The sequence below is a fragment of the Rhizobium sp. N731 genome (genome assembly GCF_001664145.1).
In the GTDB taxonomy this organism is placed as follows: Bacteria; Pseudomonadota; Alphaproteobacteria; order Rhizobiales; family Rhizobiaceae; genus Rhizobium; species Rhizobium esperanzae.
Genome location: NZ_CP013601.1, coordinates 2,811,432 through 2,824,337 on the forward strand (window position 1 = coordinate 2,811,432; position 12,906 = coordinate 2,824,337).

General features: G+C 59.1%; 12 protein-coding genes. 6 read left to right on the top strand and 6 right to left on the bottom strand.

The features are described from left to right. The first annotated feature begins 43 nt into the window (after positions 1-43). Entirely contained in the window at positions 44-367 is a 324-nt protein-coding gene (locus tag AMK02_RS13910) for a hypothetical protein (protein ID WP_064803629.1), read from the top strand. A 426-nt stretch (positions 368-793) separates the two neighbouring features. Next, the gene (locus AMK02_RS13915) at positions 794-1,537 is read left to right on the top strand and encodes a TIGR04290 family methyltransferase (RefSeq protein ID WP_064803631.1); all 744 of its coding nucleotides are present in this window, start codon (positions 794-796) and stop codon (positions 1,535-1,537) included. Between the two features lie 29 nt (positions 1,538-1,566). Here the strand turns inward: AMK02_RS13915 and AMK02_RS13920 are convergent, their stop codons facing one another. Beyond that, complete coding sequence (locus AMK02_RS13920) at positions 1,567-3,315, bottom strand: hypothetical protein (RefSeq protein WP_064803633.1); 1,749 nt, start codon at positions 3,313-3,315, stop codon at positions 1,567-1,569. A 147-nt stretch (positions 3,316-3,462) separates the two neighbouring features. On the opposite strand from AMK02_RS13920, the gene AMK02_RS13925 reads away from it, so the two are divergent. Genes AMK02_RS13925 through AMK02_RS13935 form a run of 3 tightly spaced genes read left to right on the top strand, consistent with a single transcriptional unit; the run spans position 3,463 to position 6,169 of the window. Beyond that, complete coding sequence (locus AMK02_RS13925; protein WP_064803635.1) at positions 3,463-4,566, top strand: inositol-3-phosphate synthase; 1,104 nt, start codon at positions 3,463-3,465, stop codon at positions 4,564-4,566. Then, positions 4,563-5,162, top strand: a complete 600-nt coding sequence (locus AMK02_RS13930) for a histidine phosphatase family protein (RefSeq protein WP_064803637.1) — start codon at positions 4,563-4,565, stop codon at positions 5,160-5,162. The genes AMK02_RS13925 and AMK02_RS13930 overlap by 4 nt, the downstream gene beginning before the upstream one ends. A gap of 32 nt (positions 5,163-5,194) precedes the next feature. Continuing rightward, complete coding sequence (locus tag AMK02_RS13935) at positions 5,195-6,169, top strand: hypothetical protein (RefSeq protein ID WP_064803639.1); 975 nt, start codon at positions 5,195-5,197, stop codon at positions 6,167-6,169. On the opposite strand, the gene AMK02_RS13940 is transcribed toward AMK02_RS13935, so the two are convergent. The 4 genes from AMK02_RS13940 to AMK02_RS13955 form a co-directional block, all read right to left on the bottom strand. Then, a complete protein-coding gene (locus AMK02_RS13940; RefSeq protein ID WP_064803641.1) occupies positions 6,143-7,444 on the bottom strand; it encodes a Coenzyme F420 hydrogenase/dehydrogenase, beta subunit C-terminal domain in 1,302 nt (433 codons plus the stop codon). The two genes, AMK02_RS13935 and AMK02_RS13940, sit on opposite strands and share 27 nt — an antisense overlap. A 115-nt stretch (positions 7,445-7,559) precedes the next feature. Further along, on the bottom strand, positions 7,560-8,621 hold the full coding sequence (locus AMK02_RS13945) for a polysaccharide pyruvyl transferase family protein (RefSeq protein ID WP_064803642.1): 1,062 nt from the start codon (positions 8,619-8,621) through the stop codon (positions 7,560-7,562). A 207-nt stretch (positions 8,622-8,828) separates the two neighbouring features. Beyond that, positions 8,829-9,848, bottom strand: a complete 1,020-nt coding sequence (gene ilvC, locus AMK02_RS13950) for a ketol-acid reductoisomerase (RefSeq protein WP_004668557.1) — start codon at positions 9,846-9,848, stop codon at positions 8,829-8,831. A gap of 50 nt (positions 9,849-9,898) precedes the next feature. Further along, positions 9,899-10,570 (bottom strand): TetR/AcrR family transcriptional regulator, encoded by a 672-nt coding sequence (locus AMK02_RS13955; protein WP_189636969.1) that lies wholly within the window; start codon positions 10,568-10,570, stop codon positions 9,899-9,901. A 180-nt stretch (positions 10,571-10,750) separates the two neighbouring features. On the opposite strand from AMK02_RS13955, the gene AMK02_RS13960 reads away from it, so the two are divergent. After that, positions 10,751-11,209: a hypothetical protein gene (locus AMK02_RS13960; RefSeq protein WP_064803644.1), complete on the top strand. Its 459-nt coding sequence runs from the start codon at positions 10,751-10,753 to the stop codon at positions 11,207-11,209. 21 nt (positions 11,210-11,230) lie between these two features. On the opposite strand, the gene AMK02_RS13965 is transcribed toward AMK02_RS13960, so the two are convergent. After that, entirely contained in the window at positions 11,231-12,862 is a 1,632-nt protein-coding gene (locus AMK02_RS13965; protein ID WP_064803646.1) for an FGGY-family carbohydrate kinase, read from the bottom strand. Positions 12,863-12,906 lie beyond the last annotated feature (44 nt).

Here is a 12,906-nt window from a genome sequence, read left to right on the forward strand (position 1 = left end):
ACCGAGACGACATCTGAATAAACACGAAACGGAGATTTCAGGCATGCCGACCACATCCCGGAAGTTCAAACGACTCCTCAGCGCGCTGTCGCTCGCCGTGGCGATCCTTCCCCTACCGCTCCAAGCGAACGCGCAGGCGCCGCCTGACAAATGCGTCGCCCCGTCACAGCCAAACCAGGGCCGCGGTTCAACGGATGACCATCAAGATCTCTCCAAGAAACTGGACGAATGCAACGGCGAACTCAGGCCCCCTCCCGTCGGCGACGCCGAGATGGTGGAGCCGGCGCCCGACACCGGTAATTCGCGCATCATCCGTCCGGGAGATATGCCGCCCAACACCAATCCGTCGAACAATTCCCATGATTAAGTTCACCGTCCAGAGATCTTTGTGTGGGCCGAGAAGGACAATCTCGCACACAATTGGCGGGTTTTTCTTCTTCAGCGGGAACCGAAAACCATCAAGAGGGTTCGGCCACAATCTGACGAAGCCGGCTAAAGCTGAACATGCCGCAGGTATCTCAAAAGCGGACGAAGATTGGAGGGGGAGATACCGAAGATCCCTTATTGACCACCTGTCTCCCTGGATGGATCGCCCGTTCGCTGGCCAGAAGTGGAGTTCACCGAATGAGCCAATTGGCAGATATGAAGAACGCCGAACTTCTCGAGCTCGCGGGGATCGGCCCTCGGTCCGTCGAGCAGATACGGTCGGCGATCAGAAAATTCAAACGTAACCGAACACACATCTCGGCGGCGCAGTCGAAGCAATGATCGACACTGCGGATCGGAGTACGGAATGAACGAGAAGGCTCGATTGGAAAGCGACATCGCAGCCCTGAGGCCGTGGTTTCACAATCTGCGAATTAACGGCGTTCAGACCGCGCCGGATCATTTCCTGGGTGACTATCCATCCTTCAAATGGGCCCACTTTCAGCAGGTCGTGCCTGAAGATCTCCAGGGATGCAGCGTTCTCGACATCGGCTGCAACGCCGGATTCTATTCACTTGAAATGAAGAGAAGAAATGCCGGACGGGTCGTCGGTATCGATTCCGACCCGCATTATCTCAGGCAAGCCGAGTTCGCAGCCAGACAGATAGGTGAGGATATCGATTTCAAGCTGATGTCGGTGTATGAGGTGGAAAAACTGAAGGAGAGATTTGACCTGGTCCTTTTCATGGGTGTCCTTTATCACCTGCGGCATCCGCTCCTGGCACTCGACCTTCTGCATGAGCATGTCGTCGGCGGCCAGATGCTGTTTCAATGCATGCAGCGGGGTGAAGAGGAAGTCGCGGCACTCAGCGAAAATTACGACTTCTTCAACACGACGATATTTGAGCAGCGCGGTTTTCCAAAAATGTATTTCGTGGAAGAACGTTATGCCGGCGACCCGACCAATTGGTTCATTCCGAACAAGGCGGCGGTCGAAGCGATGCTGAGAAGCGCCGGGTTTGTCATTCGTGCTAATCCGGAACGTGAAGTTTATCTGGTTGAACATGGAGGCCGCCATCCAATGGCGGAACCGCCTCCGTCACTTTGCTGAGAAATTTTCCGATCCAGACTGCTTCGCAGTCAGGGTCCGATCAATTGCCGCAGGCGGTCCAGGTAACGTTTGATGGTATTTTCAATGCGCTCCGCCTCGGCGCCATCGACGCTGGCCCTCGCCTGCGACCACAGGCCTATCTGAAAACCGAGATAGCAGGGCTCAAAAAACTTGAGCACATCGTCGCGCAGATCGCAGTCCGCTTCCCGACCGATGAGATCGGCAAGACGATCGCGCTCCTTGCTCGAGAATTCGAATTCCACGCAGGCACCCACGACGTCCCAGGCAATGTCCTGGCATCCGATCAGATCATGGGCCGCATTGTGGTCGAGCGCATCCGTCTTCATGATGCGCCCGGTGGTGGTCGTCAGCCATTCCCATGGGTGAAGCCGGTTGTCCGTATCGACCCGTCGCAATCGTCCGGCTAGCCGCTCGGGCGTGCCTATCATGCACCTCAATTTTTCCGCCATGTCCGATCCCCCCGCTTCCGCAATATTGAAAACAGCCATCTCACACAGTTTCCGAATCGACGCGCCGCCGTTTCGTGCCGGGAGGTGACGGGCACGAAAACCGAGATAACGTCCGAGGTGATCGATGATGTCGCGCCTGCTTACACGGCTATGGTCGAGGGGCGTTCCATCCAGCCACTCCTCGACAATAAATCCGTAACAGGTGCCGACAATCCTAGGAATAAAGCCGGCTTCGCTCAGCAAAGAGCCTCTTCGGGCCTTGTCCACGTCGCTCCCGCAAAGCCCGGCAAACTTGACAAGCCATGCCCCTCCTGCGGCTTCCATCAGGAATTTGCGTTTTTCCATCTGCATATAGCTCGGCGGCCAATATGAAGGATCGCGATACCGAACAGCGCGCCATGCGCCACCCGACAGGTCCCGCCACGACGAACGCACGCCTCCGACAGCATCGGCCGCCCATGTCTGCAGACGATGTTTCGGATCTCGAGCTTTGAGGGTCAGATCGTCGAAGCTGACGACATGGCGTGGCCGACCTCGCCAACGGGTCCGATGCGGCCCGCTTGCATGCGGGCCCGGTTCACCCGTGTGGCTCGGGAAAAAATGAAGCCGACCAGACGCGACGCCGTTCGCCTGCAACCAGTCCGCAACGCAGCCAAACGAGCTCCCCGACAGCCCCGGCCCCTCATCGACGATGGCGAAATCGGTGTCACGGTCGGCGAGAATGCGCTTGGAAAGAGCCGGTGTGACGCGCAAGCATCGCTCGAAGGGATGGCCAGTCGGGCGCAGCGAATAGGCCGGCTCGGCACCCAAGGCGGCGGAAACCAGAGCCGCCAGTCCGGTCCCGATGCTTCGGATCCCGATGACGACTGTTTTAGGCGTCAAATTTGAGATCGAAGCCGCCTCGATATAGCTCTCGGGATACAAAGCATAAAAGGCGTAGCCCTCGGCGCGCTTCATCCGCACCGGATCGGCACTGGAGAGAGATTCGAGTTTGGCTTTCCAATCCTCTGGAAAGGACAAAACGCCGGCAAATCCGTTTCGCCACGATTGCATGATCGCGCGTGCCTGCATGCGCAGAAGTTTCGCGCCTGCGTCCTGAAGCTCGGACATATCGTCCGCGCTTTTTCTCCCGAATTCCTGATCGGCCAATCCCTGAACCAGTTCTCCAGTCAGGATAAACGCTCGAACCAGAGTTTCGTGGCGCTGCCGGCTCGCCTGCATTTCGAAGCACGCCATCATCATTCGTGAAATCGATGCGCGTACTGCTGCCGTGTTCTCGATGTGCTCGACATCGCCATAGACCAGCATCCGGTCCTCCTTCTCTGCCGCAATGCCTGCCTGAACTCGTCAGATGATCGTCAGACGCGATTGAAATAATCGGGAGGGCTGGGAACCGTGGCGGCTCCCGCTTGTTAGCTTTGTAGATGCCTCAGCAAGCAGCCCTTGGAGGGAACCATGCGTTCGAAATCCATTCGCGTTGGATTGGTGGGAGTTGGCAATTGCGCCTCGTCATTGGTTCAAGGACTTACCTACTATGATAACGCCCGGGAAAACGAGCCGGTTCCAGGCCTCATGCACATTGATCTCGGTGGATATCACGTGCACGATATTGAGATATCCGCAGCCTTCGATGTTGCGGCTTCAAAGGTGGGGCGCGATGTCGCGGAAGCGATCTACGCCGATCCAAACAACACGCAACGTTTCGCAGATGTCGCTCCGCTTGGCGTCGAGGTGAAACGCGGCAGGACGATGGACGGGATAGGGAGGTATCTTAAGAATCGGATAGAGGAATCGACGGAGCCGCCGGCGGACGTGGTGGAAATCCTCAGGCGAACCCGAACGGACGTGCTAGTTTCCTATCTTCCCGTTGGTTCGGAAGAAGCAACGAAGTGGTACGCCGAACAGGCACTGGCGGCGGGTTGCGCCTTTATCAACTGCATCCCGGTATTCATAGCCTCCAAACCGGAATGGCAGCAGAAGTTCGCTGCCCGAAAGCTGCCGATCATCGGCGACGATATCAAAAGCCAGGTGGGGGCAACGATCGTCCACCGAATGCTCGTCAATCTCTTCCGCGAACGGGGCGTCCGTGTAGATCGGACCTACCAGCTCAATTTCGGCGGAAATACCGATTTTCTTAACATGCTGGAGCGCGAGCGGCTGGAATCGAAGAAGATTTCCAAGACCCAGTCGGTCACCAGCCAATTGGATATTCCGCTTCCAGCGGACGATGTACACGTCGGACCAAGTGACCACGTCCCGTGGCTCACCGATCGCAAATGGGCTTATATCAGGCTCGAGGGCACCACTTTCGGCGGCGTGCCGCTCAACGCAGAGCTCAAGCTTGAGGTGTGGGACTCGCCCAATTCCGCCGGCGTGGTCATCGACGCAATACGCTGCGCGAAACTGGCCCTCGACCGGGGCCTGGGCGGAGCTCTGACAGGGCCGTCGAGCTATTTCATGAAATCGCCGCCGCAACAATTCACCGATTACGAGGCCCGCCGCCGAACGCAGAATTTCATTGATGACCAGGAGGATGTTCTGCGCGGAGCCGCGGAATGACGGCAACGTTCTTCCTGGTACGTCACGCGGCGCACGACAATGTCGGGAATTTCCTGGCGGGCCGTACAGCCGGTATCTCGCTGGGCGAAGCCGGCCGCTCGCAAGTTCAGCGTCTCGGGCAGAGGCTGCGGCGCGAGGACATCAATGAGATCTACACCAGCCCGCGCGAACGAACACGGGAGACGGCAGAAGGTATCGCATCAGCCTGTGGCCTGTCTCTACCGCGAACCGACGAAGCTTTGGACGAGGTGAATTTCGGCAACTGGTCCGGAAAGACGTTCGACGTTCTCAATGACGATCCCCTGTGGCGCCGCTGGAATAACACACGCAGCCTCACCCGCACCCCAGGAGGCGAGACCATGCTGGATGTCCAGACCCGAATTTTCGGCCTTATGGAGAGCCTGACCAGCGGCGGGAATGAGAAGCGAATAGCTCTTGTGTCTCATGCCGATGTCATCAAGGCGGCTGTCAGTCATGTTTTGGGACTGCCGATCGATGCTTGGCCGAGATTTGATATTGCGCCCGCCTCCGTCACGACGGTTGTGATCGGCGACTGGGGGGCAAAAGTGATGACGCTCAACGAAGTGACCTTATAACCCGTTCGTTAAATCCTGCCCGGGGAAGTCAAATGATCGAAGCTGCAATGATCTGGAACGAGCCGAACAACAAATCGCACTGGGATCCTGAGATCGATCCCGAATGGAGCCTGTTTGCGCAAATGGCAATCCTGGCGGCCGATGCCATCGCAGCCAAGAATCCGGACCTGACGAAGGTGCTCGGCGGAATATCCCCAATCGACCCTTTCTTCATCAGCCGCATGAAGAATTACGGCGTGCTCGATCACCTCGATGCCGTCGCGCTGCATGGTTTCCCGCTCGACTGGAACCTCTGGCAGATTCATGACTGGCCGGAGAAAATCAACGAAATACGCGCAGTCACTGATCTGCCGATCTGGGTCAGCGAAGTGGGCGTCTCGACCTTCGGCGCGGAGGAAGTGCAGTTGTGGGGCCTGCAAAGAACTGCCGAGTTGCTCAAGGGCAAAGTCGAGCGCTGCCAATGGTACAGCCTCTACGACCTCCCTCGATCATGGGAGGCAACAACGCGTCATCGCGAAGCCGAAGGCTCCTCCTACTATCGGCACTACTATATGGGCATTCTACGCGAAGACGGAACGCCCAAACCGGCGCTTGAGGAATTTGCCAAACACACGCCGGATTTCGGACTGGTCCAATGGTTCCACTTCGAAGACCCGCGGCTGGATGAGGCTGCTGCCTGGATGAGACGGCTGGGCGTGAAATCTGTGCGCACCGGACTTTCCTGGGCGGACCGATTCCGGCCCAATGCCCTCGAGTGGTTCGACCGACAGATGCAAGCCCTCGAAGATTTCGACGTAACGGTGACATTCTGCTTCACGCCGGAGCATAGAGGTATTGCGCCCCACCATACCAGTCCGCCCCTGGTGCCTGAAGAATTCGCCGGCTTCTGCGAGGAGATGGTCGAACGTTACGCCCCGCGCGGGGATAGCGGATATGCGTCACGCGTTGCCAAGTCGGCTGCCCGATTGCTGGGGCTTGAATCACGTGCGTCCCTCGGAGCCGGCTAAACCCAGGCTCTGGGCTATCCTGCCGATCGGCCCCCGGGAATAAGCGACTCCCTGATAGCATGCCAAGGCAGCACGAGCCCACAGAATGTAAAGTCTGGGGCTGCGCAAGAAAACCGCGATCGCAAAGACGCGATGGCTCCAAAAGCTGATCCAATAGCGCATGATGTAGACCGCCATGCGCTGCCGAGACAGGCCATGGCTGCCGGCACGGACGCGTTTGCGCGGGCGCATACCCATACGCGGCCAGCTCAACCGGAATGCGAGGCCCTCGCGACGCTGACGGAACCCGGCGGCCTGAGTGGCTATAACAAAGTCGGAATCGACAGAAGACAGTGCGATCCTCTTCTCAGCGATCCCCGCATGAATCGCATCCAGAAGTGCATTTGAGCGGACGATCACCACGTTCGTTCCTCTTCCATCAGAGGAGTAGGGCTCCTTCCAGGCATCCCCGAAAGCGATATCGGCCGTTTCTGCAACAACGTCGTCGCAGAAATTGCAGGCGGAATTCTGGAAAAAGCCCGCCCCCCAGTCCCCATCGACCAGATGCCACCAGTCTTGGGCGCACGTCTCTCCGTTTTCGAGTGTCAGCTGAGCCCGATACCAATTCGCAGGCCGATCCTGGGTTTTCTTCCTGTAGTCGAGCCGTTTAACCTTCCTGATGTCCTGCCCCATCTGCCATGCGAAGCTCTCGGCCATGCGCGCGCTTTTCATGTGGCCGCAAAACAGCCCAAGCGTGAAGGCAATTCGCTCTTTCAATACCGGGTCACCGGCACAGGCCAGTCGCACCGCCTTGATGAAACAGGGAATGCCAACCACGGCATACCGGCCCGGCGCCTCACGAATGGAATGAAGCACGCGGGAAAGCTCGACAGGATAATATCGAGATTTGGCGCCTGCCTGAAGTTCCTGCAGATTGCGCGACAGCGAATAATGAAACAGGCGTCCTTCCGATTGCGGATCATCGCTCTCCTTGACGTGAGCAACACAGTCGACAAGGCCCAGACGCAGCAGTTCCGCCGCCATCCAGGTGACCATGCCGCCGGAGCTGCCGTTCGAACGATATTCCCCTTCCTCGACATGGCCGACAAAAGCGGCCTCGAAACGCCCCAGTAGAGGGTCTCGATTTTTCGCACCGGCAAAATATTCGGCCGCCAATTCGTCCTCGTCCTGCGCCACCGGCGAAAACGGGCAAATTCGCGCAAATTCTTCATCACCGCCCTGCAACCACGTCTTCGGGCCTGCCGGTTTCATTTGCCCGTACCGGTCGAGAGCCATGTGCACATCAGGTCGCGCTGACCTTGCGACACAGGAGCCGCAGCCGATGCAGAAGCCGGAGCCTGCAATATCCTTGGGAGCGATGCCCGGCGCGAGCCGATTCTTCTGATCGGAGCTATTGCAAGGCATGGCTGAGATAGGCGTTGGATCTATCGCGCAGCGAAGATATTCGCTGCGAAATGCCCGTAGGAAGTGGGTTACCGAGGATAACATCCAGATGCGACGGGGTCTTATCCGCAGTCAGAACATGATGTTCAGCTCGGACGAGCCGCGTTAGATCGCGAATCTTGTTGGAGCGATAATCGGAGAGGACACATGCAAACGGCTTCTCGTTGACAAGCGAGAACACGCATCCATGAAAGAAATTCGTCACGACAGCCTTTGCTTCGGAAATGAAGCTGGCGAAGTCCTCCGGGCTGGCATCAATCCATTGCTTGTCGGCCCAATCGTTCCGATAGCCGATGCTGACAAGCGGATAGTCCCGGTCTCCTGCCCACCGGCGCACTGCATTCTGAAACCACGTGGGAAAACTGTGCCCGTAGACGGCTATATAGGTTGCCGCCTCCCCGTCATCCCTGCTCGCGTTCATCGTCTGTGGAAATTGCAGGCACGGGTCGAGAACGAGTTCGGGCTCCAATCCCAATGTTTCGTGGATGATCCGCTCCGAATGGAGGTCCCGCACCGAAATATGAGAAAACTTTCGCAGCTTTTCCGCCCACCCCTCCAGTCGCTCCGACAATGTCAAACTTCCAAACGTCGCGGCATAGGAGACAAGCCGCCTGCATCGCAGGCCTTCGCCGTAAAAAAGCGGATACCCGCCATACCAGGGATGGCGAAGGTTCCACACCTCGTCGCTGCCGACGACAATGAGCGGATAGTCGTCCATCGCGGCCGGGTTTTCCAAGGGAAAAGGCGATGAAAGAGGTAAGCTGGCAAACGAGTGAAAGAATTTCCGGATCTTCGCTTTGTAGAGCGGGTAGTCTTCCCTTGGCGTTGCGGCAGGAAGCAGCGGTTGCAGCGCGCATTGCCATTCCGCGCGGTTCACGCGATCGGACATGTGTTCCAGGAGAACGGCTTCTACTCCCATGGACGCGAGGCCTTCGGCCAGACAGCGTGCCTGCCAATAGGAGCCATAATTTATGCAGCGATGAAAGGTAAGAATTCCGGCCTTAGACATCTGATCCCTGAAGCAGATCGAATAAATCCCACTAACCGACCAGCTCCAGTTCCGTTCCCAACAAACCGAAGCTCGCCTCCTTGTCCGGGAGCAGCTTTCTTCAGCATGTCGCAATGAATCAAATAACCCCCGGCTCAGCCGGGGGTTATCAGCAGTCGGGAGGCTGGAGCTTTTACCCCGACCTCCCGTTTAAGCTAGCGAAACAGCTTAGTTGACCGACTTGTCGACCAGCTTGTTCTTGCCGATCCAGGGCATCATGCCGCGCAGCTTGGCGCCGACTTCCTCGATCTGGTGGCTGTCGTTGTTGCGGCGGATGCCCTTGAAGCGGGCCGCACCCGAGCGGTATTCCTGCATCCATTCGGAGGTAAACTTGCCGGTCTGGATGTCCTTGAGGACGCGCTTCATCTCGGCCTTGGTCTCTTCGGTGATGATGCGCGGGCCCGTGACGTATTCGCCCCACTCGGCCGTATTGGAGATCGAGTAGTTCATGTTGGCGATGCCGCCTTCATAGATCAGGTCGACGATCAGCTTCACTTCGTGCAGGCACTCGAAATAGGCCATTTCGGGCGCATAGCCAGCTTCGGTGAGCGTTTCGAAACCGGCGCGGATGAGCTCGACGAGACCGCCGCAGAGAACGACCTGTTCGCCGAAGAGGTCGGTTTCGCACTCTTCGCGGAAATTGGTTTCGATGATGCCCGAACGGCCGCCGCCAACGCCGCAGGCGTAGGAGAGAGCGAGCTCAAGCGCATTGCCGGAAGCGTTCTGGTGAACGGCAACGAGGCAGGGAACGCCGCCGCCCTTCTGGTATTCGCCGCGAACCGTGTGGCCAGGGCCCTTCGGAGCGATCATGACGACGTCGACCGAAGCCTTCGGCTCGATCAGGCCGAAATGCACGTTGAGGCCGTGTGCGAAGGCGATCGCAGCACCGTCGCGGATGTTCGGCGCGATATCGGCCTTGTAGATGTCGGCCTGCAGCTCGTCCGGCGTCGCCATCATCATCAGGTCGGCCCAGCCGGCGGCTTCAGCAACCGTCATGACCTTGAAGCCGTCGGCTTCGGCCTTCTTGACGGTCGGCGAACCGGCCTTGAGAGCGATGACGAGGTTCTGAGCGCCGCTGTCCTTCAGGTTCAGCGCATGGGCGCGGCCCTGCGAGCCGTAGCCGATGACGGCGACCTTCTTGGCCTTGATGAGGTTGAGATCGGCATCACGATCGTAATAGACGCGCATTTGAAGTTCCTTCCCTTGTGCTTGTCCTGTTGACTGTCATTAAGGCGAAATCAGCCGAGAACCGGCATCTCCGCCAGAACCTTCTCCGTGCCGTAGAGCCGAAGGAAGGCGGTCACCGCCTTCTCCGCCTGGCGCGCGGTATCCTTGAGGCCCGGTTCGCCGAGCAGCATGCGCACATGCAGATCGGACACAACAAGGCCATAAAGCGTATGATAGGCCTCGTCGGCATCGGAAAAACGCAGCAGACCTGCCCGCTTGCCGGCATCGATCAGCGCCATGGCGCGCCGGTCGATCTGGCGGCGCCCGCGTTCGAGCAGCAGTTTGCCGAGCTTCGAGCCGTCGCGGTTCGCCTCCGTCTTGTTGATTTGGCCGATCGCCAGTCGGTTCAGCGCCAGCGAGACATCGCCTGCGAGCACCTCCAGCAGGTCACGCGCGAAAATGACCACATGGTCGTGCAGGCTCGCCGCCGTCAGCCTTTCGCCGTTGCGCTCGAAAGTGCGCACCTTGCTCGCCTGATAGGCGATCATTGCCGAGAGCAGCCCGTCGCGGTCGCCGAACCACTTGTAGAGGCTTTCCTTCGAGCAATTGGCAGCTCGCGCAACACCCGAGGTCGTCAGCGCTTTCTCGCCGCCATCAACGAGCAGCCGCAGCGCCTGCTCCAGAACGGCGTTCTGGCGCGGCGAAAATTCGCTCGGCTCTGCGGTTTCGACGGACACGGTCATGGCTCCCACATACGTACCGTACGGTACGGTTCGCTGACTTTATGCGGCAATCCGATCGGGCCGTCAAGCAGGCCCGGCAGATTTTTATACGGGAAAGGCCGGTGCCGCACCAGAATTGGATAGGCGGACGCCGGATTGAGATTGCATAATGCTGCAGAAGTCATTTGCCGGGAGCCTTCCATGTCGCGTCTATCTGCTGCCCTTCTCTTAGCCGGAGTGATGCTCCTAGCAACGACGCCCTTCACCGGCCGCGCCGCCGCACAGTCGGAGAATGAGGTCTATAACCGCATCGAGGAATTGCACGGCAATGCTGCCGGCTTCGACCGGCCGCTGCGCCAGCTTGTTCTGGCCATGCGCTCCGGCGACCCGGAGACCATCGCCGGCCTCGCCGAATATCCGCTGAGCGTAAAGGCAGATGGCGAAACCTATGATGTCGAAAACGCCGAGGATTTCATCGAGAATTTCGACGATCTGGTGACTCTGGAGACCCGCAGCGCGGTCGGGCGCCAGCAATATGAGGATCTCTTCGTCAACAGCGAAGGAGTCATGCTCGCAAATGGCGCCGTCTGGATGGGTGCAGTCTGCGACGACAACGCCTGCGAGGAAAGCCATTGGGCGATCATCGCCATCAATAATTAGCCCGCGACATTTGTCTCGATGTCAGCCATCGCTGCGAAGCTTGCGCGCCAACGTCTGAAGCTCCTTGAACGCTTCGTAACGCTTGCGGTGGATATCTGAAATCTCGCCCTCTGACGGCTGAAAACGCTTTTCCACCCTGGTGAGCTCGCTCATTGCCTCGCCAACATCGGCAAATTGCCGGCCGGCGACAGCGCCGAGAATGGCCGCTCCCAGCAATACCGGCTCCTCGGCCTTCGTCGCCACCACCGGCTTGCCGCTCGCATCGGCGAGCAGCTGGCGGACGAAATCGTGCTGGCCGGCCCCGCCGCTGATGACGATGTTCTCGACGGTCACGCCCGCCTCGGCCTGCGTTTCGATGATCTGCCTGAGGCCGTAGCCGATGCCGCAAAGCCCCGCGATGTAGAGCGCAACCAGGTTGTCGATATCCCGCTCAATGCCGAGACCGGCAATGACCGCGCGGGCATGCGGATCGGCGAAGGGCGCACGGTTGCCGAGGAATTCGGGAACGACGTGCAGCCCAGCCACCAGCTTGACCGCGTCGGAAGACCGGCCCGCCTTGGCGGTAGCCATGTCGGCAAGCAGGACCGGCAGCGCAACGCCGGCGCTCTTGGCGAGCTCCTTCGCCTCTCCGGCCGCCGGATGAAAGGAGAGAAGGTGGTCGATCGCCGCGCCGGCGGCACTCTGGCCGCCCTCGTTCAACCAGAGACCCGGCACCATCGCCGAATAGTAAGGTCCCCAGACACCGGGCACAAAAGACGGTTCTGCCGTCGATGTCATCGTGCAGGAAGAAGTCCCGAAAACATAGGCAAGATTGGCTTGCGGATCGGTGCCAACGGTTCCGACACCGCCGGCATGGGCATCGATCAGCCCGGCTGCCACGGCCGTTCCCGGGCCCAGGCCGAGTTCCTCCGCCGCAGCCACGGTCAGCCCCTCGCCAAGCGCGGAGCCGGGCTCGACAATGATTTTGCCGATGCGGGCAAACCCTTCCCGGGCCAGCGTGCCGAGACCGATCTGATGGAAATAACCGCTGTCCCACCGCTTTTCATGAGCGAGATAGGTCCATTTGCAGGTGACCGTGCAGGTCGAGCGCGACAGATCGCCGGTCGCCCGCCAGGTGAGGAAATCCGCAAGATCGAAGAATTGCCAAGCGGCATCGAAAACCTGGGGGCGGTTTTCTTTCAGCCAGAGAAGTTTGGGGGTTTCCATTTCGGGCGAAATACGACCACCGACATAACGCAGCACATCATGCCCAAACGCATTGATGCGCTCCGCCTGTGGGACGGCGCGGTGGTCCATCCACACGATAATATCGCGTTCCGGATCTTCCGAAGGCCCGACGGGAAGCGACTTGCCGCCTTCGCCAAGGACCACGAGCGAGCAAGTGGCGTCGAATCCCAGCCCGACTACGGAAGCCGCATCGATGCCGGTTGCGGCAACCGCCTCTCGCACGGCGGCGCAAACGGCGCTCCAGATTTCGCTGCTCGATTGTTCGACGATGGAACCGGCTTCGTGAAACAGGCTGATATTCCGCTTGGCGGAGGCAAGCATGCTGCCGGCCATATCGAACAGGCCGGCCCGGGCGCTGCCGGTGCCCACATCGACGCCGATGACATATTTGGCGCCGGCTTCTGCGGTATGAGATGTGTCGGTCATGGTCTCTCGTTTCGGATCGCCAGGGATCGGGTTGATTAGCAGCT

Bases quoted from the DNA above. Each gene is read 5' to 3' on its own strand.
- AMK02_RS13935 (WP_064803639.1), top strand. From the start codon at position 5,195: ATGATCGAAGCTGCAATGATCTGGAACGAGCCGAACAACAAATCGCAC.
- AMK02_RS13910 (WP_064803629.1), top strand. From the start codon at position 44: ATGCCGACCACATCCCGGAAGTTCAAACGACTCCTCAGCGCGCTGTCG.
- AMK02_RS13945 (WP_064803642.1), bottom strand. From the start codon at position 8,621: ATGTCTAAGGCCGGAATTCTTACCTTTCATCGCTGCATAAATTATGGC.
- AMK02_RS13965 (WP_064803646.1), bottom strand. From the start codon at position 12,862: ATGACCGACACATCTCATACCGCAGAAGCCGGCGCCAAATATGTCATC.
- AMK02_RS13940 (WP_064803641.1), bottom strand. From the start codon at position 7,444: ATGGCTCTCGACCGGTACGGGCAAATGAAACCGGCAGGCCCGAAGACG.
- ilvC (WP_004668557.1), bottom strand. From the start codon at position 9,848: ATGCGCGTCTATTACGATCGTGATGCCGATCTCAACCTCATCAAGGCC.
- AMK02_RS13930 (WP_064803637.1), top strand. From the start codon at position 4,563: ATGACGGCAACGTTCTTCCTGGTACGTCACGCGGCGCACGACAATGTC.
- AMK02_RS13920 (WP_064803633.1), bottom strand. From the start codon at position 3,315: ATGCTGGTCTATGGCGATGTCGAGCACATCGAGAACACGGCAGCAGTA.
- AMK02_RS13960 (WP_064803644.1), top strand. From the start codon at position 10,751: ATGTCGCGTCTATCTGCTGCCCTTCTCTTAGCCGGAGTGATGCTCCTA.
- AMK02_RS13955 (WP_189636969.1), bottom strand. From the start codon at position 10,570: ATGACCGTGTCCGTCGAAACCGCAGAGCCGAGCGAATTTTCGCCGCGC.
- AMK02_RS13925 (WP_064803635.1), top strand. From the start codon at position 3,463: ATGCGTTCGAAATCCATTCGCGTTGGATTGGTGGGAGTTGGCAATTGC.
- AMK02_RS13915 (WP_064803631.1), top strand. From the start codon at position 794: ATGAACGAGAAGGCTCGATTGGAAAGCGACATCGCAGCCCTGAGGCCG.